The sequence below is a fragment of the Synechococcus sp. W60.1 genome (assembly GCF_047461575.1).
In the GTDB taxonomy this organism is placed as follows: Bacteria; Cyanobacteriota; Cyanobacteriia; order Thermostichales; family Thermostichaceae; genus Thermostichus.
On record NZ_JANSHL010000010.1, the window covers coordinates 1 to 22,135 of the forward strand.

The following is a 22,135-nucleotide window of genomic DNA, read 5'->3' on the forward strand; positions in this document are numbered from 1 at the left end:
AGCCTCTGGGGTGGTTTACAGCACCCCCAATCGACCGTTACCAGTGCCTTAAACAACCGTTTCTGGTGTCCGCAGTATTATTATAGCATTCCTCCCGACACCGACCCTACGGGTACAGTGCGGGGCTCCTGCAATTTCTAGCTGATGGGTAGCCAAAAAATGTTGTATGGCCTGATGGATATCTTTATGGATATCTTTTGCAACTGTAATGGCCGCAGATCGTCTGTTGGCTGTGCAAGGGCTAGGCCGTACTGCAGATCACACAACCTTCTCGGCAAACCGTAAGCTCCTTCTCTCCTTCTCCTCAGTAAAAGATAAAATAGGGCGATTTAGATTCCGAGCATTCCAGGCCGCCGATGGAAACCGGGGAGATGGTTCAATCGGAAAAGCAGGCTTTCCTGGAACGGTGGCATGACATTCTCGCCCCCAACTCCCTGGGCTACCGCATTCGGCTGTTGTCTCAATTGGTGCGGCGGAAGTTGCAGTCTCATTTGGAGCCTTTTGGCCTGACCATCTCCCATTGGGTGGTGCTCTGCTGCCTTTGGGAAGAAGACGGGATCCCTACTTCCACTATTTGTGAGCGCTTGCAGCAGTTGGGGGGCACCATGACCGGGGTGTTGGATGGCATGGAAAAACGGGAGCTGATCCGGCGGCAGCGAGATCCTGAGGATCGGCGGATTTGGCGGGTCTACCTCACACCTGCAGGGGAGGAGCTGAAAGACGTTTTACCCCCTCTGATTTGGCAGTTGCGGGAGCAAACCTACGGCTGTCTCAGCCCAGAAGAACAGGCAACCCTCTCGCGGTTGGTGGATCGGCTGATCGCCCATCTGTCAGTGGATCCAGATGCGGCTGTGCTGGCGGAGCCAAGTCAATAGTCTTTATCTTGAGAGCGCCTTTGGGGGAGGGCGGAGCTTTGTCTGGAGATTTGCTGATCCGAAATGCTGAGCTGCTGGTGCCGGAAGGGGATCCCTGGCGGGGGGATGTGCTGGTGCGGGAGGGGCGCATTGCCCAAATCGGCCAAAACCTCTCGCCAGAAGGGGTGGCCAAGGTCATCGACGCCGAGGGCCATACCTTGATGCCGGGGGTGATCGATCCGCAAGTTCACTTCCGCGAGCCGGGCCGAGAGCACAAAGAAGACCTGCAGACGGGATCCTGGGCCTGTGCCCGGGGCGGGGTGACCAGCTTTTTGGAGATGCCCAACACCGACCCGCTGACGATTGACCAAGCGACGCTGGATGACAAGTTGGCCCGTGCAGGCAGCAAGTGTGTGGTCAATTACGGCTTTTTCATCGGGGCCACTGCCGATAACTTAGAAGAGTTGCAAACGGTGCAGGGAGCCTGTGGCATCAAAATCTTCATGGGATCCATGCATGGGCCCCTGTTAGTGGATGATCAGGCGGCGCTGGAGCGGATTTTCGGGGAAACGGATCCCAACTTCTTAATTGCCGTCCATGCTGAAGATCTGTCTCGCATCAAAGCCCGTAAGGCCCTGTTTGCCGGATGCACAGATGTAGCCGTTCACTCGCAAATTCAGGACGAGGAATCGGCCCTGATCGCCTCACGGCGGGCTTTGGACTTGGCCACCCGCTACCGCCATCGGCTGCACATTTTGCACCTCTCCACCGGCCTAGAGGTGGAACTGCTGCGCCAGCACAAGCCGGCCTGGGTGACGGCAGAAGTGACCCCTCAGCACCTGCTGCTCAGCACCGCCGATTACGCCCGGCTGGGATCCCTGGCCCAGATGAACCCCCCCCTGCGGGATCCCCCCAATTCGGAGCAACTGTGGCAGGGGCTGCAGGACGGGATCCTGGATTGCATTGCCACTGACCATGCCCCCCATACTCTGGAAGAAAAGGCTCAGCCCTACCCCCACTCCCCCTCGGGTATGCCGGGAGTAGAGACGGCCTTGCCCCTGATGCTGACTGCAGCGCAGCAGGGCCGCTGCACGCTGGCGCAGGTGGTGCAGTGGATGTGTGAGGCGCCGGCCCGCCTCTACCGGATCCCCAACAAAGGGCGGCTGCAGGTGGGCTACGACGCCGACCTGGTGCTGGTGGATCGCCACACACCCAAACCGGTGCGGCGGGAAGAGCTGCTGACCAAATGCGGCTGGAGTCCCTTCGAGGGCTGGGAATTGGTGGGCTGGCCCCTAGTCACGATCGTGGGCGGACAGATTGCCTTTCAAAACGGCCAGGTGGATCCCTCGGTGCGGGGAAAGGCTCTTCAGTTTCAGCGCTAGCCAGGGATCCCTGCTATCCCGCAAGGGCTTCCGATAGCAGCAGGACAGAAGTGGCGCAGTAGCCTATCCTAGCTTCCCTCTCCCTTTGTGGGAGAGAAGCCAGGCCTGAGGGCGGGATGGCGCAAAAGCATCAGGAACGGTCTCAGGCTGGTTTGCCGATCACCACACACCTCGGCCTGCTGGGTCCGGCAACTCTGGCCCAGAAACTCGTGTTACTGTAAACTACCCGGCTCCGACCGCTAAGCGGTACGGAGCGGGCTTTCAGTAGCCCTGAGCCTGCTCTGCTCTACCAGAGAACAAAACAGGCCCGAACCTCTAGGCTGGTTTACGACAGCCCCCAAGAGCGCAATCACATTCGCACCATTCAAATCCGCATCCCCTTCCCATCCACAGTGCCCACACTTGAACGACTTGCCACTGCGGTAGGATTGCGCAGGATCGGGATGGATATGCAAACACTTGTGGCAGGTCTGCGACGTGTAGGCGGGCGGCACAAGAATCAGAGAAACCCCTGCAACCCTCGCCTTGTACTCCAGAAACTGACGTAGTTGGTAGAACGCCCAACTGTTGGTCCTACGCCGCTCGGCTTTGCTGCGTGGCTGTTGATTGACCCTTTCCCGGATCCCTGTCAGGTCTTCCAGGGCGATAGCGCTGTTGGTAGCTTTTGCCCTAGAGACAATAGCTTTGGAGATGCGATGATTGACCCACGTTTGAAAGCGTCTCTCCTTGCCAGACAGCCGTTGCAACAGTTCTCTGCATCTGCGCCGCGAACTGCGGGTGCCCTTACTGGCCTTGCGCTGAAGAGACGCTCTTAACCGACAGTAGTGATCTCGGACTTTGTTCAGCTGCTGTCCATTCCAGTTGTCTCCTTCGGAGGTATGTGCAATGTCTCGCCGTCCCAGGTCAACACCAATCACCTTGTCGGTGTTCTGTTGCTTGGGGGGCTCTGCCTCGACACAAATCTGGATGGAGTAGGAGCCGTCCTTCCGCTGGACTAGGGTGGCCGATTTGGGGTTAGAGCCAGCCAGCATTCCCCTCTGGTAGTTGCCAATGGCTAGCTCAAAGCGTTCTCTTCCATCAACCGTGGCAAGCGACACTGTCCAGTCTTTCTCGCGAAACGAGAAGATACGTGCATCGTAGGTAACGAACCTACGCTTGAACTCTTTAACTGGACGGTTGCGCTGTCTCGCCACTTTGCGAGCGCCTGCCACCCGTCTGCAGACCTGCTGGGCCAGATTACTGGACAAGCCAAACCGAGCGCGAATCTGGTAATAGCAAAGGGATTGGAGTTTGACTGCGTTGACTACTTTTTCTGGTGTGTTTTGGTTGACCCAGTTCAACGCCTGCACAAAGGCATCCATTGTCGCGTCCAATTTGGCGGCTTGCGACTGGGACACCTTGAGCTTGCAGGAGACGGTCAGGACTTGGGTCATGGTTCTATTGTAACCTCGCATTCCTCCCGGCACTGACCCTACGGGTACAGTGCGGGGCTCCTGCGATTTCTAGCTGAAAATGATAATTACTGATAATCAAAATTGAAAACGGCAAGGGGGCCTCATGAAAGTTGCCTACGTGTTCACTCACCCTCGCTGCGGCACCTATAAGTTGGGCCAGATGATCCTGCCCCAGCTAGAAGCAGGGGTGCATGGAGCGCAGGTGGTGGGCATGTTCTTTTTCGACGACAACTGCTTTGTTTTGCGGCAGGGGGATCCCATTGGCGAGCGCTTGGCCAAAGTTGCCCAAGAGCAAAACATCCTGCTGATGATGTGTGACATGTGCGCTCTGGAGCGCAACCTAGCCGAAGGGGAACCCCGCTGGTGCGACGCTCAAGGACGCGGGCGCAGAGAGCCAGCTCGGTGCGTTCCCAAAAACGTCGTCAAAGGAGTGCAGGTGGGCTGTTTCCCTGACCTCTACGAGGCCTTGAAGGACAACCCACCTGACCAAGTGATTACGCTTTGACGGAAGGACCCCGACTTAGCTGACGGCCACAGCCGCCGGCGGCTCTTGGCTGGGCTGAGAGCCGATCTTGCGGAAGATCAACCGCTCGTTGGCTACATCCACCAAAATGCGGTCGCCGGGTAGGAACTCGTTTTCCAGCAGCTTGGTGGCAATGGGATTTTCGATCTCCCGCTGGATCACCCGCTTCAGGGGACGGGCCCCGAACACTGGGTCGTAGCCCACCTCTGCCAGGTAGTCCTTGGCTTCTTCGGTGAGCAGGATCTCGATTTGCTGATCTGCCAGCAGCTTTTCCACCCGCTGCATTTGCAGGCCGACAATCTGGCGAATTTGCTCTTTGGTGAGGGCATGGAAGATGATCAGCTCGTCCACCCGGTTGAGGAACTCCGGTCGGAAGTGGTGCCGCAGCATGGCCAGCACCTGAGTTTTCATCTCCTCGTAGCGGCTTTCATCGGCCCCAATTTCCAGGATGAGGTCGCTGCCGATGTTGCTGGTCATGATGATGATGGTGTTTTTGAAGTCCACCGTCCGCCCCTGGGAGTCGGTAATGCGGCCATCGTCCAGCACCTGCAAGAGGATGTTGAAGACATCAGGGTGGGCTTTTTCCACCTCGTCAAACAACACCACCGAGTAGGGGCGTCGCCGCACCGCTTCTGAGAGTTGCCCCCCTTCCTCGTAGCCCACGTAGCCTGGAGGAGCTCCGATTAGACGAGAGACCGAGTGCTTCTCCATGTACTCGGACATGTCGATGCGCACCATCGCCTCGGAAGTGTCGAAGAGGAACTCCGCCAAAGCACGGGCCAGCTCGGTTTTCCCCACGCCAGTGGGCCCCATGAACAGGAAAGAGCCGATGGGGCGATTGGGATCCTTCATGCCGGCCCGGGCGCGCCGAATGGCTGCCGCTACGGCGGCTACCGCCTCGTCTTGGCCCACCACCCGCTGGTGCAAATGGGCTTCCAGGCGCAGCAGCTTCTGCTTTTCCGACTCCATCAGGCTGGTGACTGGGATCCCGGTCCAGCGGGAGACGATCTCAGCGATATCTTCAGGAGTCACTTGCTCCCGCAGCAGCGGCTCGCCGTTGGTCTGCAGCTTGGCCAGGTGAGCCTCCTGCTCTTGGATTTGCCGCTCCAATTCCATCAGCCTGCCGTACTTGAGCTCGGCAGCGCGGTTGAGGTCATATTTTTGTTCAGCCTGTTCGATTTGAAGCTTGACGGCGTCCCGCTCGGCTTTAAGGCTTTGCAGGCGTTCGATAGCCTCTTTTTCAAATTGCCAGCGAGCATTCAACTCCCGTTGTCGCTCCGTCAGGTTGGCCAGCTCCTGCTCAATTTTGCTGAGGCGATCTCTAGAGGCAGCATCATCTTCTTTTTTCAGGGAGAGCTCCTCCATCTGCAGTTGCATGATGCGCCGGTCGATCTCGTCCAGCTCGACGGGCTTGGAGGTGATCTCCATCTTCAGCTTGGCCGCCGCCTCGTCCACCAGGTCGATGGCTTTGTCGGGCAGGAAGCGCTCGGAGATGTAGCGGTTGGAGAGCACCGCTGCCGCCACCAAGGCGGAGTCGCTGATTTTGACCCCATGGTGCAGCTCGTAGCGCTCTTTGAGGCCGCGCAGGATGGAGATGGTATCTTCCACCGAAGGCTGATCCACGTACACCGGCTGAAAGCGGCGTTCTAGGGCCGCATCTTTTTCGATGTGCTTGCGGTATTCATCCAGGGTGGTGGCGCCGATACAGCGCAACTCGCCCCGCGCCAGCATGGGTTTGAGCAAGTTGCCGGCATCCATGGCCCCTTCGCCGGCCCCGGCGCCGACAACGGTGTGCAACTCGTCGATGAAGAGGATGATCTGGCCTTCGGATTCGGTGACCTCTTTGAGCACGGCCTTCAGGCGATCTTCAAATTCCCCCCGATATTTGGCTCCGGCGATCATGGCGCCCATATCCAGGGAGATCACCCGCCGGTTCTTCAGGGATTCCGGCACATCGCCTCGGTTGATGCGCTGGGCCAGCCCTTCCACAATGGCGGTTTTCCCCACGCCGGGCTCGCCGATGAGGACGGGGTTGTTTTTGGTGCGGCGGGAGAGCACCTGAATAACGCGGCGGATCTCGTCATCTCGCCCGATCACCGGGTCCAGCTTCCCTTCGCGGGCCGCCTGGGTGAGATCGCGGCCATAGCGCTCCAGGGCTTCGTAGCGGGATTCGGGGTTTTTGTCGGTGACCCGCTGTTTGCCTCGCACCTCTTTGATGACCGGTTTGAGGCGCTCTACCGTCAGGCCCAGGGGTGCCAAGACCCGCTTGCCCACCCGCTCATCTTGCAGGGATCCCAAAAACAAGTGCTCCACCGAGATGAAATCATCGCCGTACTCTTTGCGAAACTCCTCGGCCCGATCCAGGGTGGTTTCCAGGCCGCGACCCAAGTAGAGCTGATCCACCCGCGCCAACTTGGGCTGCTGGTTGATGAAGCTTTCCACTTTATCCCGCACCAGCTTTGGATCGATACCCGCCCGTTGCAAGAGGGTTTGGGTGAGCCCCCCTTCTTGATCCAGAAGGGAGATCAGCAAATGCTCGGTTTCCAACTGTTGCTGCTGGTGCCGCCGGGCCACATCTTGGGATTGGACAATGGCGCTCCAAGCTTTTTCGGTAAATTGGTTGGGATTGGTGGGCTGCATAGGAGTTCGGCAGAGCTTTGCTACTCAGTATAGGAAGGCAATACAGACACAGGGAGCACCCTGGACTCTTTCGGGGCAGTAGAGCTGGGTGCCGGAAGCTCCGGTAGGATCTTCCTGATCTAGGTATCGCCTATTTTGCCAGAGCCAGAGTTCGCAACAACCGTCCTCTCCAGCTGCGATCCATGGAGGGATCCCCGCCTTATTCTTCTTCTTCGTAGGGACGGCCTTCCCCGATTACCGCCAGGTCAATTTGTTGGCGGTAGTAATCCACGTTCTTAATCTGCACCTCCACCCGATCCCCCAGGCGAAACTGGCGCCGACTCTTGCGTCCCACCAGCGCCTGCTGACGGCTGCGGTACTCGTACCAATCGTTTTTCAGGGTGCTGACCCGCACCAAGCCTTCCGCCAAGATGGGATCCACCTGGACAAAAAAGCCGTAGTTCTGGACGCCGATGATCAGGCCGGGGAACACCTCTCCCAGGTGCTTTTGCATGAACTCAGAGCGCTTCAGGCCCATCAGCTCCCGCTCCGCCTGCTGCCGGATCCGGTACCCCTCCTGAATTTTGGGCAGTTGCGCCTGGAGAAACGCCTGCCATTCCTCCTGCACCTTGGGCGGCAACACCTGCCAGTCGATTTGGCCGTAGCCGCTGGGGCCGTGCAGATCCACCACGGTTTTGGAGCGAGAGCTGCGGCGCTCGCGTCCTTTGCTCAGGGCCAGGTGCAGGGCACGCAAATTGAGCAAGTCGGCATAGCGGCGCAAGGGGGCCGTAAAGGTGGCGTAGGGTTCTTTGAGGCCCAACCCAAAATGGCCGAGTTGCTCTTCCAGAGGCTGGAGACGATACTCGACCGGGGGCAAGGTGGCCAGCATCTGCGCCACCAAGGCCGGGCTCGCGCCAGAGGCCAACACATCGGGAGCGGTGATGCGGGCACAAATCCGCTGCCAGTCCGCCAGAGTTACGACAGCGGGATCTTGCAAATTCAGATCCAGCTTCATGGCATTGGCCAGGCGCAAAAAGCTCTGCAGGGCCTCGGCGGCAGGGGCAGGCTGCACGCGGGCCAAAGAAGGGATCCCCAACTGGCGCAAATGGTGGCCCAGGATTTGGTTGGCCAGCAGGAGAATTTCCGTCATCAGGGCATGGGCGCCGAGGCGATCGCTGATCAAGAGGGGGCCGTAGCCGCTTTCATCGGCAGAGTGGGGAGTGAGCAAATCCAACAGGGGCAGGTCAAATCCCCCCGCCTGGTGACGTTTGGCCCGTAGGATCTGGCTAAGGCGCAGCAGGTTTTGCAGCAGGGCCATCAACTCCGGCACTTCTTCGTCGGGGCCCAAGTCGGCGGTGGTGGCCAAAAGAGCCTGCACCTGACCATAGGACAGGTGAGCCCGCGATTGCACCAGGCTGGGGTAAATCTCGAAGTTTTGTACCACCCCTTCTGGGTCGAGGGTCACTAGCAGTGAATAGGCCAAGCGCTCCTGCTGTGGCAACAGAGCCAGGCGGTTGTGCACCTCCGGCGGAAAGAGAGGCAGCACCATCGTATCGAGGTAGACGGTGGCCGTCCGCTGCTGAGCCTCTTGCTCCAAGGGGTGGTCGGGATCCAGCCAGTGGGCTACGTCGGCAATGTGGATCCCCAGCAGCCAGTGGTCATTCTCTTGCCGCTGCAAGGAAACAGCCACGTTGGGTTCCAAGCCGTGGGGATGCTGCAGATCCAAAGGCTCCAGAGTGATGCAAAACCAATCGCGCAGATCGCGGCGGCCCTTTTGGTCAGAGCGGCTGAGCTTTTTGGGCAGAGCTGCTGCTGCCTCCAACACTGGAGCGGGAAACTCCTGCGGTAGGTCGTACTTGCAACAGACCAAATCTGCATCGATGGAGGCCTCTGGGCCGTCGCCCAAAATTTTGCGAATGGTTCCGGTTGGGGGCAGATCCCCCAGCGGGTAGCGATTCACCTCCACATAGGCCACCCGACCTTCCGCCAGCTCGACAGGGGATCCCTCCGTCAGGGCCAGCTCGAACAGCAGCCGGTCGTCCAAGGGCACAACCCGAAAACCCTGTTCCGTCTGTTTGAGGCGACCCACCAGAGCGGAATTGGCCCGCTCCATGACGGCCACCACCTCTCCTTCTGGACTGCGGCGACGGTTGCCATCTTTGGTGACCCGTGCCAACACCTGATCCCCATTCCAAGCGCCGCTGAGGTTGCTGCCGTGGATGTACACATCCTCTACCCCCGGCTCGTCCCGAATGGCGAAGCAGAAGCCTTTGCTGGAACAGCGCAAACGCCCCACCACCAAAGATTCGTCCGGCTTGCGCCGATAGCGAGGGGGATCCCCTAGTCGTTCCAGAAACCCGGCCCGCACCAGGCCATCGAGGGCAATCTCCAGCATTTCCGGCGCTTCTGGATCGGCGGACTGCAAGAGAGCAAGAAGAGTATCTTTGTCGGTCAATTGATCGGGAGGCTGAGAGAGAAAATGCTGAAAAATTCGAGAGAAGTCCATTTTGGGTATTGGCAAAAGAGGAGAGAAGAAGAGGGGTTAAGACATCGCAAGACCCAACCCATTGGCATTAGTCACGCTGGCCGGTGACAATGAAGGCAACCCGCTGACCGATGTTGGTGCTGTGGTCGGCCAGACGTTCTAGGTAACGGATCGCCAGCAACATCAACAGGATAGGCTCGATCGATCCTCTGATGTCCGACTGCTGCGCCAACGTATTGTAAAGGTTAGTGTAATCTTCATCAACGGCGTCGTCTTCCCGCTTCAGTTGTCGGCCCAGGTCAGCATCCAATTCCGTCAGGGCCACCAGGCTGTGGCTGAGCATTTTCTGGCAGCGCTGCATCATCACGCGAATGCGGCCCAGCTCCGGCGGCGGCGGGTACATGACCAAGCGCAGGGCCACTTCGGCCAAATCTTTGGCGTAGTCGCCAATCCGCTCCAGATCGCGTACCAGTTGCATCAGGGTACTGATCCAGCGCAGATCCCGCGCCACCGGGGAGCGCAAGGCAATCAAATTAATACAGTCTTTCTCGATTTGACGATAAAAACGGTCAATTTGCTTGTCTTGGGCAATCACCTGTTCGGCGGCGGCCAAGTTCTGTTCAAACAGGGCCTGCTGGGCCAAGACCACCGACTTTTCCACCAGCGCCCCCATGCGCAGCACGTCCTGCTGTACCCGTTTGATGTGAAGTTGCAGCTCGGCTTGCCCCATGGCTTTCTCCCATGAATGTGGGCAGGGGGGAAATGTCTGCAGTCGTTTTGGATTCAACAGAGCCAGTTGATCTCAATCATGGCAAACTTCGCCTGGAATAGGGGCAGAGAAGACGGCCAACTTAGGCGAAGATGAGAACAGCGGTTGCCCTCTGAGGGGGATTCGTCCTCTGGAGTTCTCGGGTTGCTTTGTCATTGAGACGGTCTCATGGCTCTTCCCCCCATCATTGTGTTGGACGATGATCCCACCGGATCCCAAACCGTTCACAGTTGCTTGCTCCTCACCCGCTGGGATCCGCAGACTTTGAAGCTGGGGTTGCAGGATAGCTCGCCAATTCGCTTTATCCTCACCAACACCCGATCCCTGCCGCCGGCCAAGGCCGAAGAGGTGACGCGGTCGGTCTGCCGGGCCCTCAAGCAGGCCATGGGGGAGCTGGGGTGGGAGCGGGCCCTTTTTGTTAGCCGCTCCGACTCGACGCTGCGGGGGCATTACCCCCTGGAAACGGATGTGATGGCAGCAGAGCTGGGGCCTTTTGATGCCCATTTTCTGGTGCCGGCCTTTTTTGAGGGAGGGCGCATCACCCGCAACAGTGTCCACTACCTACGGGTGGGGGAGCGCTGGATCCCGGTGCATGAGACGGAGTTTGCCCGCGACTCGGTGTTTGCCTACCACCACAGCTATTTGCCCGCTTATGTACAGGAGAAAACACAGGGGCGGATCCGGGCTGACCAAGTGGAGCGATTTACCCTGGAGCAGATTCGCTCTGGCTGTTTGCCGCGGCTGCTGGCCTTGCAGGGGAATATCTGCTGTGTAGTGGATGGAGAAACTCAAGCGGATCTGGATCGGTTTGCCCAAGATGTTTTGGCGGCAGCCTCTCAAGGCAAACGCTTTTTGTTTCGCAGTGCCGCCAGCCTCCTGACGGCTCTGGCCCAGTTGCCGCCACAACCCGTTCCCCCGGAACAGATGGGGCAGTTTGTTCGCTCCTCTCAACCGGGGGTGGTGATCGTGGGATCCCACGTGCAAAAGTCCAGCCAGCAGTTGGCCCGCCTTCTGCAGGAGCCTGAAACCCAAGGCATCGAGGTGGAGGTGAGGCGACTATTGGATCCCGACGCGGAGCTGCTGCCAGGGATCCTGGCCCAAGTTCACAGCGCCTATGAGCAGGGTCTGACGCCGGTGGTCTACACCAGCCGAGAGGAACTGACGTTCGAAAAGGACGCCGTAGAAATGCGCCTAGCTTTTGGACAGAAGGTTTCCCGGTTGTTGATGGGTGTGGTGCAGGGGCTGCCAGAAGGGATCGGCTATCTCATCAGCAAGGGCGGCATCACCTCCAACGACACCCTCAGCGTTGGCCTCAACTTGCCGGCGGTGCGTCTGCTGGGGCAAGTCTACCCTGGGATCTCGATGGTGATCACCCCGTCCGATCATCCCCGCTTTCCCAACCTGCCGGTGGTGTTGTTTCCGGGCAATGTCGGCGAGGCGGATACGCTGCTTTTGCTCCACTGTCGCCTCAAAAGTCGAGGCTTGATTTAGGGTGAAGAGGATGGTCTTGTGGGTTCCTCCTGCCGATGGCTGAATTCGTCCCCCCGCCGGAAGACTTGCCCGCCTCGGATGCCTGGTGGGGATCCCTGCGGCAGAGGCGGAGGGAGTTACCGCCGACAGTCGTGCAGCAGGCTTCCCAGAGCTTGGGCAGCTGGGAGGTGGATGTTGTCATTGCCGGTGGCACCCTGGGGATCTTCTTGGCAGCGGCTTTGGCCAAGCGGGGCTGGCGGGTGATCCTGCTGGAGCGCGGGATCCTGCGGGGTCGGGAGCAGGAGTGGAACACCTCACACCAGGAGCTGCAGGTGTTGTTAGAGCTGGAGCTGCTTACCCCGCCCGAGTGGGAGGCAGTCCAGGTTACCCACTACCCGAGGGGGCGGATTGGCTTTGGGGAGGGCCCCCACTGGTGGGTGGAGGGAGTGCTGAATGTGGGCGTGGATCCAGTCAGCCTCCTGGAGTTCCTCAAGCAGCATTTCCTGGCCTGGGGGGGCCAAGTGTGGGAGCAGACTGCCTTTCAAAGTGCCACCGTTCACCCCGATGGGATCTGCCTCCAGACCACCAAGGGACAGATCCGTGCTCAACTGCTGGTGGATGCCATGGGGCACCGCTCGCCCATCGCGGCCCAGGCTCGCCAAGGGCAGCCGCCAGATAGCGTCTGTCTGGTGGTGGGATCCTGTGCCCAGGGGCTGCCCGACCAACCCACGGGAGATCTCTTCTACAGCTTTACCCCAGCCCAGAACGGCTACCAGCCCTTTTGGGAAGCTTTCCCTGCCCGCGATGGGCGCACCATCTATCTTTTTACCTACTGCGACCGGGATCCCCGGCGGCCTAGTCTAGAGCAGCTCTGGCGGGATTACTGCCGGCTGCTGCCAGCCTACCAGGGGGTGGAGCTGGCCCAGATCCGCTGGGTGCGCAAGCTATGTGGCGTTTTCCCCGCCTACCGCCGCAGCCCGCTGCAACTGCCCTGGGATCGCCTATTGGCGGTGGGGGATAGCAGTGGCAGCCAGTCGCCTCTAAGCTTTGGCGGCTTTGGCGCCATGTTGCGCCACCTGGATCGCCTACAGCAGGGGATCCACGAGGCCCTGGCGCAACGGCAGTTGAACCAGACAGCCCTGGCCCTGCTGCAACCCTACCAGCCCAACTTGGCCGTGACCTGGCTATTTCAGAAGGCCATGATTCCCCCTCTGCAGAACAAAAGTTGGGATCCCAATAGCATTAACCGCCTGTTGAGCAGGGTGTTTGCGGCCATGGTTGCCGCTGGCCCTCAGGTGGTGCAGCCCTTTTTGCAGGATGTGGTGCAGTTTGGCGGCTTGGCCCAGGCCCTGTGGGGGGTGACGCGTCGGGATCCCAGCTTGGTAGCCAGACTTTTGCCTCGGTTGGGGTTGCCGGAGCTGGTGGCATGGGCGGGCCACTTTGGCGCCCTTGGCCTCTACGAGCTGCTGCAAAGGCTAACAGATCGCCCGGAGCCGGAAACCAACCCCCAGGACTACTTCTGGAAGCGGCGCCGCGAGGCTTGGCGCTACGGCTGCGGTCAAGATTACAAGTTATTTCCATAGTGATATCGAAACATTGTCAATTGTGATTCAATGTGATCAATGTGATCAAGCTCACCATTACGTTTCACGACGTTTGATATCCATAGTGGAAGAGTTGGGAATTCTTTATCCATCCACTCGTCAGTGTAGGAGTTAGCCATGGTTATTCTCGACTACAGCGATGCAGACAGTGGCTTCTGGGCTTCGACTCCTCAGGGTTTGGTGGAGGTGATCAAGTTTCAGAATCACTTCTACGCCCTTCGGCAAGTGTACAAACGCGCCCAAGACGCGATATCTGCCTGTCGCGCCGACATTGAAAGGGGATTTCTTAGCATTGTGGTGCAGTTTGAGAATCACGCGGAAGTGTGGGCTCAACTGTCGCCGGGCGTACCCGTGCAGTCCCAACCAGAGGCTGCTCCTACGGACAACCCTGCCAAGCCCAAGCTGACCTATCGCGGCCAACCGGTGAGCAAACCTTCCCGAAATCCCAGCCTCGCCCGCAGGCCCTTGCCTGACTCCCTCTATTTCCGCGGCGCGAAGATCGGCTAGACCGTTTCCGTTTGCCAGGTCTGGAGCGGTCGAGATTTCCCTTCTGGCCGCAGCCATCTGCGTTAGCGGTGCAAAGCACCATAGAGGCCCACCCCATAGCCCAGTACCTCAACCGGATCCCCTTGGCTTTCTGCCGGCAGTTGGGATCCCTTTCCCAACCACTGGGTCTCATGGCTGTCCAAAAGTTTTTCCCAGGTGCCGCTGGGCCATTGGGTATAGGTGACTGGCTGATCGGGGCTGAAATTGAAAAGGGCAAGCAAAGACTGGGATCCGTGGCGGCGGTGCAGAGCTAGGCCAGAGTTGGAAAAGAGCTCCACTTCCACTCCATCCCGCTCCAGATGCTGGAGGGCCGGCTGGGTTTTGCGCAGCCGGATCAGGGCCTGGTACCACTTCCAGAGAACCTGGTGGTGACCGGCTTTTTTCAAGTCCCAATTGAGCTTGGAGCGCAGGAAAGTCTCCTCAGCTTGGGGATCCGGCGGCTCTCCCTGCCAGGCAAAGGCGCTGAACTCGCGGCGGCGTCCCTGTCGTACCGCTTCCACCAGGTCGGGATCCCCGTGGCTGACAAAATACAGAAAGGGGGCCACCTCCCCGTATTCTTCCCCCATAAACAGCAGCGGCAGCATGGGGGCCAACAGCAGGGCAGCGGCAGCCAACTTGAGGCCCTCGAAAGAGGTGAGCTGGCTAAGGCGCTCTCCCAGCCTGCGGTTGCCCACCTGGTCGTGGTTTTGAATGCAGACAACAAATTGGGATCCCGGTCGCCCAACAGCGGAGTTGCCGTGACGCCTGGCGCGGTAGCAGGAGTACTGGCCAGAATAAACGTAGCTCTCCCGGTAAGCCTTGGCCAGGTGCTCCAATTCGCCAAAGTCCTGGTAGTAGCCTGTCTTTTCCCCGGTAAGCAGGGTGTGAAGTGAGTGGTGGAAGTCATCGCACCACTGGGCATCTAGCCCGTAGCCCCCTTGCTCTCGGGGGGTGATGAGGCGGACATCGTTGAGGTCGCTTTCGGCAATGAGAACCCTGGGCCGGCCAGTGCGAGCTTCTAGGGCATCCACCTGCTCTGCCAATTCCTGCAAGAAGGGGTAGGCGCTGAAGTCGTAGATGGCATGCACCGCGTCCAGCCGCAGCCCATCGAGATGAAACTCCTCCAGCCAGTACTCGGCGTTTTGTAGGAAAAACTCTCGCACGCCGTCAGAATAGCGGTCGTCGAAGTTGAGGGCATCCCCCCAAGGGGTGTGGTACTTGTCGGTGAAGTAGGGGCCAAAATCCCGCAGGTAGTTCCCCTCCGGCCCCAGGTGGTTGTAGACCACATCCAAGATGACGGCCAAACCCAGTTGGTGGCAGGCGTTCACCAGGGCTTTCAGATCTTCAGCTCCCCCATAGGCGGTCTGCACCGCGTAGGGATAAACACCGTCGTAGCCCCAGTTGCGCTCTCCTGGAAACTGGGCCACCGGCATCAGCTCCAGCACGTTTACCCCCAACTCCACCAACTCCGGCAGGCGAGGGATCAGAGCAGCAAAGGTGCCCTCGAGGGTAAAGGTGCCTACATGCAGCTCGTAGAGGATCCACTGAGACAGCGGGATCCCCTTCCACCCTTGATCCTGCCAGTCGAAGTGGGGATCCACCACCCGCGAAGGGCCGTGGACGCCGTAGGGCTGGCAGCGGGAAGCGGGATCCGGCCGCTCCACTACCCCTGCTGAGGTGTGCAGGCGGTAGAGGTAGTCCACTGGCCCAGGTGGGATCCCGTCCACCTCCCCCTGCCAATAGCCCTGCTCATCCCGCACTAGAGTAAAGCAACGTTGGACAGGGCTGAGCAGCTTCAGCTCCACCCGTTCAAGCAGAGGCGCCCATACGGAAAAACGATAGCGACCTTGGCCCAGGGGATAGGCCCCAATTCGCCCGATCTCTGCGTGTTGCAAGGGAGTGGAGAAAAGGTGTGGCACGAAACTCACCCGGAAAACCCGGCTTCTACTATAGCGGGGCTTGATCCCAAGAGTCCTCAGAGTGGGTTCTCGGCTCCTCCCTCTGCCATAGTGGAATGGGTCTCCAGCGATTAGGTCTTATGCTCAACTATCCCCCCAGCTATCCCGATCCCACTGTTGTGGACATCTACCACGGGCAGCCGGTGCCGGATCCCTACCGCTGGCTAGAGGATCTAGATTCGGAGCAGACGCGGGCCTGGATTGAGGCGCAAAACCACCTTACCTTTAACTACTTGCAGCAGATCCCAGCCCGGCAGCGGATCCGAGAACGCCTGACCCAGCTCTGGAACTATGAAAAATACAGCCAGCCCTTCAAAGAAGGGGGCCGCTACTTCTACTTCAAAAACGACGGCCTGCAAAACCAGAGCGTTCTCTACACCCAAGAAAGTCTAGAGGGCCAGGCGTGGGTTTTGCTGGATCCCAACACCTTCTCCGAAGACGGTACGGTGGCTCTATCGGGCATTGCCATCAGCCGTGATGGGCGGTATCTGGCCTATGGTCTCTCCCGCTCCGGCTCCGACTGGCAAGAATGGAAGGTGCGGGACATCGAAACCGGCGAGGATTTGCCGGATCACCTCCGCTGGGTCAAGTTTTCCGGGGCGAGCTGGACGCTGGATGGGCAAGGATTTTTCTACAGCCGCTACGACGAACCGGCCCCCGGCAGCGAATACGAAAGCGTCAACTACTTTCAAAAGCTCTACTACCACCGCCTGGGCACTCCCCAGTCGCAAGATACCTTGGTCTATCACCGCCCCGACCAAAAGGAATGGGGGTTTGCCGGCGGGGTTACGGAAGATGGTGATTACTTGATCATCTCCGTCTGGCGGGGTACGGATCCCAAAAACCTCATCTTCTACAAAGACTTGCGGGATCCCCAGTCTCCTGTAGTAGAGCTCATCCGCGAGTTTGAGGCCGAATACAGCTTCGTGGGCAACGACGGATCCCGCTTTTGGCTGTTGACGGACTGCCAAGCTCCTCGGCGGCGACTGGTGGCGATTGACTTGGAGCAGCCCGACCAGGTGCAGGAGGTGATCCCCGAGGCGGAGGAGACCCTCCAGGGGGTTAGCTTGATCAACAATCAGTTTGTGGCCTTCTACCTCAAAGACGCCCACACCCAGATCAAGACCTTTGCTTTAGACGGTAGCTACCTGGGGGAAATTCCGCTGCCCGGGCTGGGATCTGCCAGCGGCTTTGGCGGCAAGCGCTACGACACCGAGACCTTCTACACCTTTACCAGCTTCACTACCCCACCCACCATCTACCGCTACGATTTCACCAGCGGCACCAGCACCCTGTTCCGTCAGCCCCAGGTGGATTTCGATCCCCAGGCCTACGAGGTGCAGCAGGTGTCTTACACCAGCAAAGATGGCACCCGCATCCCCATGTTTCTCGTCCACCGCCGTGGCCTGACTCGGACAGGGGATCACCCCACCCTGCTGTATGGCTACGGTGGCTTTGGCATCTCTCTTACCCCCAGCTTTTCAGTGGGTCTGGTGGCCTGGCTGGAAATGGGAGGGGTTTACGCCCAGCCCAATTTGCGCGGCGGCGGCGAGTACGGAGAAGAGTGGCACCAGGCGGGCACCAAGCTCAACAAGCAAAAGGTGTTCGACGACTTTATTGCCGCTGCCGAGTGGCTGATAGCCCATGGCTACACCAACCCCGCCAAGTTGGCCATCTCCGGCGGCAGCAACGGCGGCCTGCTGGTGGGGGCCTGCCTGGTTCAGAGGCCGGAGCTGTTTGCAGCGGCCCTGCCGGCAGTGGGGGTGTTCGACATGCTGCGCTTTCCCAAGTTCACCATCGGCTGGGCCTGGATCTCCGAGTACGGATCCCCGGAGAACCCGGAGGAATTCAAGGCCCTCTACGCCTATTCCCCTCTGCACAACCTCAAGCCCGGCACTGCCTATCCCGCCACCCTGATCACCACCGCAGATCACGACGACCGGGTGGTGCCCGCCCACAGCTTCAAGTTTGCCGCTGCCCTGCAGGCAGCCCAGGGGGGATCCCAGCCCATCCTCATCCGCATCGACACCAAGGCAGGGCACGGGGCCGGCAAGCCCACCAGCAAGCTGATTGAGGAAGCTGCCGACCGCTGGGCCTTTTTGGTGCAGGTGCTAGGGATCCCCTGGGACGGAACGGGAAGTTAGCGAGCTCTAGGACCCAGGCCCACCCGACCGGCATAAACTGCCGCTTCCCCCAGCTCGTCTTCGATGCGCAGCAGTTGGTTGTACTTGGCAATGCGCTCGCTGCGGCAGAGGGATCCGGTTTTGATCTGCCCGGCACGGGTGGCCACCGCCAAGTCGGCAATGGTGGTGTCTTCCGTCTCGCCAGAGCGGTGGCTGATGATGGTGCGAAAGCCGGCTTGAACTGCCAATTGGATGGCCGAGACGGTCTCCGTCAGGGTGCCGATTTGGTTGGGCTTGATCAAAATGGCGTTGGCGGCGGCGCTGTCGATACCCTTTTGCAGGCGGGTCAGGTTGGTTACAAACAGGTCATCTCCCACCAGCTGTACCCGGGATCCCAGTTGAGCGGTCATGGCTTGCCAACCGGCCCAGTCTTCTTCCGCTAGCCCATCTTCAATGGAAAGGATGGGATAGTTGGCCAGCAGTTGCTGGTAGTAAGCCACCATATCAGCCGCGCTGTGGGCTTTGCCCTCAAAGTGATATTGCCCATCCTGCAGCAGCTCGTTGGCGGCCACATCCAAGGCCAAGGCGATATCTGCTCCCGGTTTGTAGCCTGCCTGTTCAATAGCCGTCATCAGCAGATCCAAAGCCGCCGCATTGGAGTCGAGATCAGGAGCAAACCCCCCTTCATCCCCCACACCGGTGGACAGCCCCTTCTGCTGCAGCACTTGTTTTAGTACCGCAAACACCTCAGCCCCGTAGCGCAGCGCCTCGCGAAAGCTGGCCGCTCCAATGGGCACAAGCATAAATTCTTGAATATCGACGTTGTTGTCGGCGTGGGCGCCGCCGTTGAGCACGTTCATCAGCGGCACCGGCAGCAGGTTGGCAAAGGGCCCCCCCAGGTATTTGTAAAGAGGCAAGCCCACTGCTTCCGCAGCCGCTTTGGCTGTCGCCAGAGAAACTGCCAAAATAGCGTTGGCCCCCAGGCGGGACTTGTTGGGGGTGCCGTCCAGGTCGATCAGCAACTGGTCAATACGGGCTTGGTTGAGGGCATCTTCTCCCTGCAGCTCCGACTGGATGGGGCCAAGGATGTTTTCCACCGCCCTCAGCACACCCTTACCGCCGTAGCGTTTGGGATCCCCGTCCCGCAGCTCATGGGCCTCGAAGGTACCGGTCGAGGCACCGCTGGGAACCTGCGCCAAGCCCGTTGCCCCATTGGCTAGACCCACCAGGGCTTCTAGGGTGGGACGCCCTCGCGAGTCGAGGATCTCATGGGCGGTAATCCACTCGATGGCTGTTTCCACAGTTACACCTCAGCAATTGGCTAGATAGCTCTGGCCAAAGCCAGATCCCCCCATAGACTAGTAGATTCTTGCCCGGGATCCGGTCAGCTTCCAGAAAACTTTAAGTCTGTCCTTCGGGCACAGAGATTCTTCAAGGCTGCAGCAGTAGATTGAACATAGGCCGGCCAGAGCTTCAACCAGCCGTCGAGCGGGGTTTGCCTAGGCAGGGTGCTACTCAGGAAGTGTTCTCCTCTTCCTTCTAGGCAAAGCGATGGCTCAGCCGCATCGGGTCGTGTACGGTGATCTTCTTCTTGTGAATGGAGATGTACTTCTTCTTGCGCAGCTCTCCCAACAGGCGGGTGATGGTGACGCGGGTTGAGCCAATGGCCTCGGCAATGGCCTGGTGAGACAGCTTGAGATCGATGGTGACCCCATCTGGGCCAGGCACCCCGAAATCGCGACAGAGAATCAACAAAAAGCTGACCAGACGGGATCCCATGTCGCGATGAGCCAGCGTCTCGATCATCATCTCCGTTTGCAAGATACGAGACGACAGGCTTTTAACCAGCAACATGGCCAGTTCGGCGTTCTCCTGTAGGGATTTCTCCACCTGCTCGATCGGTAGAGAGAGTAACTCGGTAGGTGTAAAAGCCACCGAGTGATAAAAGCGGTCGGAGCGCTGTCCCGTGATAAAGGAGAGCACGCCGAAGATGCTGTTTTCGCGCAGGAGGGCAACGGTGATTTCCTCTCCCATTTCGTAGACCCGCGAGAGCTTAACGGCTCCCTTTACCAAAAAGTAAACCCGCTCCGCCGGATCCCCTGGAAAAAAAATGGTCTTCCCGCGCTCGAACGTTTCGATAACCGGAGGATGGTGAGGGCCTCCCAATTGCTTGAAGGCTGTGATCAGAGATTTTTCCGCTACGGCCACCGCCATACTCATCAACCTTTTAAGGTCAGTTTATACCTAAGATCAACCTACTAGGATCAATCTAGAAGCATTAGGCTAGGTTGCAACCCATTGACTTCAGAATCTACGAGGATACCAAGATTTACCCTAAAGTAGAAGGTTCTGCCCAGGCATCTTTGTAGCACGCGCTACATTTTTAAGTCTCGTTGCTGCTCTCCAGCCAAAGGCAGAGGTTAGGATAGGAGCCATTGCCGCTGGGGGCTGCGCCAGCCCTTGGCAGTAGAGGGTAGGGTGGGTTCTATGGGGATCCCAGAGGTTATCGTTGCTGCACCTTCTCAACTGAGCCGCCAGCATTTCACAGTGCGGATGCCGGATCCGGCCAATCACCTGCTGGAGGTGGAACTGCAGATCCAAGAGGTGGATCCAGAGGTGCCTTTGCGGCTGCGACTGCCGGTGTGGACGCCGGGATCCTACTTGGTGCGGGAGTATGCCCGTCATGTGCAGGAGTTTCAGGCGGCAACTGAGCAGGGGATCCCTTTGGCCTGGCGGAAGGTGGATAAGAATACCTGGCAAATCGATCCGCCGGGCTGTTCCGCCGTGAAGGTGTGCTACCGGGTCTATGCCTATGAGCTGACGGTGCGCACGAACCATCTGGATTTGACCCACGCCTATTTCAACGGGGCAGCGCTCTTCCTCTACGTGCCCGGTCGCGAGCGGGAACCCTACACTTTGACGGTGATCCCCCCCAAGCCGGATTGGCACATCGCCACCAGTTTGCGGCCCTTGACCTCTCCTTCTGAGGATCCCACTTCCGGCCAGTCTTTTGTGGCAGAGGACTATGACGAGCTGGTGGATAGCCCGGTGGAGGTGGGCCTGCATCGGATGCAATCGTTTGAGGTGGAAGGGATCCCGCATTACCTTGTGGTTTGGGGGTCGGGCACTCTGGATGTCGATCGGGCCGTTGCCGATGCCAAGGCCATTGTCGAAACCACAGCCGCGTTTTTCGGTGGGCTACCCTACGACCGCTACTGGTTCATTGTGCATTTGTCGCCGGGAGGATTTGGTGGCCTTGAGCACAAGTACAGCACCACCCTTCTTTACTCTGGGCTGGAGCTGCATCAGCCGGAGTCCTATCGGCGCTTTTTGTCTTTGCTGGCCCACGAGTTGTTTCATGCCTGGAATGTCAAGCGCCTGCGTCCTCTGGCATTGGAAAAGATCGACTACAACCAGGAAAATTATCTGGAATGTCTGTGGTTTTGTGAGGGGGCGACCAGCTATTACGAAAACGTCATCTTATTGAGGGCAGGGATCCTCAGTGCCGGCGATTTTTTAAAAGTTCTTTCCGAACAGATTGGTCGCTTGCAGCGTACTCCGGGCCGGGCCGTGCAATCGCTGCGGGAATCCAGCTTCGACACCTGGATCAAACTCTACCGCCCCCACGAAAACACCCTCAACAGCCAGGTTTCTTATTACTTAAAAGGGGCTTTGGTCTGTTGGCTGCTGGATCTGCACATTCGCCACCTTTCCGGCGGTCAGGGATCCCTGGATACGGCTTTGCAGGATCTGTGGCAGCGCTTTGGTCGGTCAGAGAAGGGCTACAGCGACCAAGACTTGCGGGAGGCGTTTGAGCGGGCAGCCGGTGCCGATCTTGGCCGGTTTTTCTCCGCCTATGTGGAAGGCACGGAAGAGCTAGACTACAACACTTACCTACACCCTTTTGGCCTCACCCTCAAAGCCCAATTCAGCCGCCCCAACCCCAGCCCTTACTTGGGCCTTAATTTCAACGGCGAGGGCAATCGCATCAGCACAGTGGAGATGGGATCCCCGGCGCAAAAAGCAGGCATCTGGGCCGGCGATGAGCTGGTGGCCCTGGATGGGTTCAGGGTGAGCGCTGCCAACCTGACAGAACGCTTGACAGCCTATCAGCCCCACCAGATCATTTGTTTGAGCGTTTTTCAAGCCGATCAGTTGAAACATTTCTGGATCTCGTTGGATCCCCCTCGGCCCGATGTCTACACGTTGGAGGTGTTGCCTGAACTGACTCCTGCTCAAGAAGCTCTTCAGCAAGGCTGGCTGGGATCCCTTGTCGGCGCCCAGCTTCGGTCAGAGGCAGGTCCCCATCTGCTTGAAAATTCACCTATCTCCTCCTAGCATGTTGAGGCAAGCAGGTAATCCAGTTAAC

Annotated in this window: 15 protein-coding genes; 8 read left to right on the forward strand and 7 right to left on the reverse strand. The window is 59.0% G+C overall.

Going from position 1 to position 22,135, the window contains the following annotated elements:
• Positions 1-371 precede the first annotated feature (371 nt).
• The gene (locus NW805_RS09575) at positions 372-875 is read left to right on the forward strand and encodes a MarR family winged helix-turn-helix transcriptional regulator (RefSeq protein WP_414422360.1); all 504 of its coding nucleotides are present in this window, start codon (positions 372-374) and stop codon (positions 873-875) included.
• A gap of 38 nt (positions 876-913) precedes the next feature.
• The gene (locus NW805_RS09580; protein ID WP_414422361.1) at positions 914-2,236 is read left to right on the forward strand and encodes a dihydroorotase; all 1,323 of its coding nucleotides are present in this window, start codon (positions 914-916) and stop codon (positions 2,234-2,236) included.
• A 239-nt stretch (positions 2,237-2,475) separates the two neighbouring features.
• Here the strand turns inward: NW805_RS09580 and NW805_RS09585 are convergent, their stop codons facing one another.
• A complete protein-coding gene (locus NW805_RS09585) occupies positions 2,476-3,669 on the reverse strand; it encodes an RNA-guided endonuclease InsQ/TnpB family protein (protein WP_414422362.1) in 1,194 nt (397 codons plus the stop codon).
• 124 nt (positions 3,670-3,793) lie between these two features.
• Here NW805_RS09585 and NW805_RS09590 point away from each other — a divergent pair, with 124 nt between their 5' ends.
• Positions 3,794-4,195, forward strand: a complete 402-nt coding sequence (locus NW805_RS09590) for a SaoD/DsrE family protein (RefSeq protein WP_414331634.1) — start codon at positions 3,794-3,796, stop codon at positions 4,193-4,195.
• A 15-nt stretch (positions 4,196-4,210) separates the two neighbouring features.
• Here the strand turns inward: NW805_RS09590 and clpB are convergent, their stop codons facing one another.
• From clpB to phoU, 3 genes are all read right to left on the reverse strand, one after another.
• Complete coding sequence (clpB, locus tag NW805_RS09595) at positions 4,211-6,853, reverse strand: ATP-dependent chaperone ClpB (protein WP_414422363.1); 2,643 nt, start codon at positions 6,851-6,853, stop codon at positions 4,211-4,213.
• A gap of 199 nt (positions 6,854-7,052) precedes the next feature.
• Entirely contained in the window at positions 7,053-9,338 is a 2,286-nt protein-coding gene (locus NW805_RS09600) for a ribonuclease R family protein (RefSeq protein WP_414422364.1), read from the reverse strand.
• A gap of 67 nt (positions 9,339-9,405) precedes the next feature.
• The gene (phoU, locus tag NW805_RS09605) at positions 9,406-10,047 is read right to left on the reverse strand and encodes a phosphate signaling complex protein PhoU (RefSeq protein ID WP_414422365.1); all 642 of its coding nucleotides are present in this window, start codon (positions 10,045-10,047) and stop codon (positions 9,406-9,408) included.
• Between the two features lie 207 nt (positions 10,048-10,254).
• Here phoU and NW805_RS09610 point away from each other — a divergent pair, with 207 nt between their 5' ends.
• The 3 genes from NW805_RS09610 (at position 10,255) to NW805_RS09620 (ending at position 13,667) form a co-directional block, all read left to right on the forward strand.
• A complete protein-coding gene (locus tag NW805_RS09610; protein ID WP_414422366.1) occupies positions 10,255-11,577 on the forward strand; it encodes a four-carbon acid sugar kinase family protein in 1,323 nt (440 codons plus the stop codon).
• Positions 11,578-11,612: 35 nt separating this feature from the next.
• Positions 11,613-13,139: an NAD(P)/FAD-dependent oxidoreductase gene (locus tag NW805_RS09615; protein WP_414422367.1), complete on the forward strand. Its 1,527-nt coding sequence runs from the start codon at positions 11,613-11,615 to the stop codon at positions 13,137-13,139.
• A gap of 138 nt (positions 13,140-13,277) precedes the next feature.
• Positions 13,278-13,667 carry a hypothetical protein gene (locus tag NW805_RS09620; protein WP_414422368.1) on the forward strand — a complete coding sequence of 130 codons (390 nt, stop codon included), beginning with the start codon at positions 13,278-13,280 and terminating at the stop codon, positions 13,665-13,667.
• Positions 13,668-13,729: 62 nt separating this feature from the next.
• On the opposite strand, the gene treZ is transcribed toward NW805_RS09620, so the two are convergent.
• Positions 13,730-15,613 (reverse strand): malto-oligosyltrehalose trehalohydrolase, encoded by a 1,884-nt coding sequence (gene treZ, locus NW805_RS09625; protein ID WP_414422369.1) that lies wholly within the window; start codon positions 15,611-15,613, stop codon positions 13,730-13,732.
• A gap of 110 nt (positions 15,614-15,723) precedes the next feature.
• Between treZ and NW805_RS09630 the strand changes: the two genes are divergently transcribed.
• Positions 15,724-17,787, forward strand: coding sequence for a prolyl oligopeptidase family serine peptidase (locus tag NW805_RS09630; RefSeq protein WP_414422370.1), 2,064 nt, complete (start codon positions 15,724-15,726; stop codon positions 17,785-17,787).
• On the opposite strand, the gene eno is transcribed toward NW805_RS09630, so the two are convergent.
• On the reverse strand, positions 17,784-19,067 hold the full coding sequence (eno, locus tag NW805_RS09635) for a phosphopyruvate hydratase (RefSeq protein WP_011434092.1): 1,284 nt from the start codon (positions 19,065-19,067) through the stop codon (positions 17,784-17,786). The genes NW805_RS09630 and eno overlap by 4 nt on opposite strands.
• 238 nt (positions 19,068-19,305) lie before the next feature.
• Positions 19,306-19,980, reverse strand: a complete 675-nt coding sequence (ntcA, locus tag NW805_RS09640) for a global nitrogen regulator NtcA (protein ID WP_011434093.1) — start codon at positions 19,978-19,980, stop codon at positions 19,306-19,308.
• Positions 19,981-20,226: 246 nt separating this feature from the next.
• On the opposite strand from ntcA, the gene NW805_RS09645 reads away from it, so the two are divergent.
• A complete protein-coding gene (locus NW805_RS09645; protein WP_414422371.1) occupies positions 20,227-22,104 on the forward strand; it encodes a M61 family metallopeptidase in 1,878 nt (625 codons plus the stop codon).
• Positions 22,105-22,135: the final 31 nt, after the last annotated feature.

What these genes read in the sequence shown, in the direction of transcription:
- NW805_RS09575 (WP_414422360.1), top strand. Translation starts at nt 372, where the DNA reads ATGGTTCAATCGGAAAAGCAGGCTTTCCTGGAACGGTGGCATGACATT.
- NW805_RS09585 (WP_414422362.1), bottom strand. Translation starts at nt 3,669, where the DNA reads ATGACCCAAGTCCTGACCGTCTCCTGCAAGCTCAAGGTGTCCCAGTCG.
- NW805_RS09590 (WP_414331634.1), top strand. Translation starts at nt 3,794, where the DNA reads ATGAAAGTTGCCTACGTGTTCACTCACCCTCGCTGCGGCACCTATAAG.
- clpB (WP_414422363.1), bottom strand. Translation starts at nt 6,853, where the DNA reads ATGCAGCCCACCAATCCCAACCAATTTACCGAAAAAGCTTGGAGCGCC.
- NW805_RS09600 (WP_414422364.1), bottom strand. Translation starts at nt 9,338, where the DNA reads ATGGACTTCTCTCGAATTTTTCAGCATTTTCTCTCTCAGCCTCCCGAT.
- phoU (WP_414422365.1), bottom strand. Translation starts at nt 10,047, where the DNA reads ATGGGGCAAGCCGAGCTGCAACTTCACATCAAACGGGTACAGCAGGAC.
- NW805_RS09610 (WP_414422366.1), top strand. Translation starts at nt 10,255, where the DNA reads ATGGCTCTTCCCCCCATCATTGTGTTGGACGATGATCCCACCGGATCC.
- NW805_RS09615 (WP_414422367.1), top strand. Translation starts at nt 11,613, where the DNA reads ATGGCTGAATTCGTCCCCCCGCCGGAAGACTTGCCCGCCTCGGATGCC.
- NW805_RS09620 (WP_414422368.1), top strand. Translation starts at nt 13,278, where the DNA reads ATGGTTATTCTCGACTACAGCGATGCAGACAGTGGCTTCTGGGCTTCG.
- NW805_RS09630 (WP_414422370.1), top strand. Translation starts at nt 15,724, where the DNA reads ATGCTCAACTATCCCCCCAGCTATCCCGATCCCACTGTTGTGGACATC.
- ntcA (WP_011434093.1), bottom strand. Translation starts at nt 19,980, where the DNA reads ATGGCGGTGGCCGTAGCGGAAAAATCTCTGATCACAGCCTTCAAGCAA.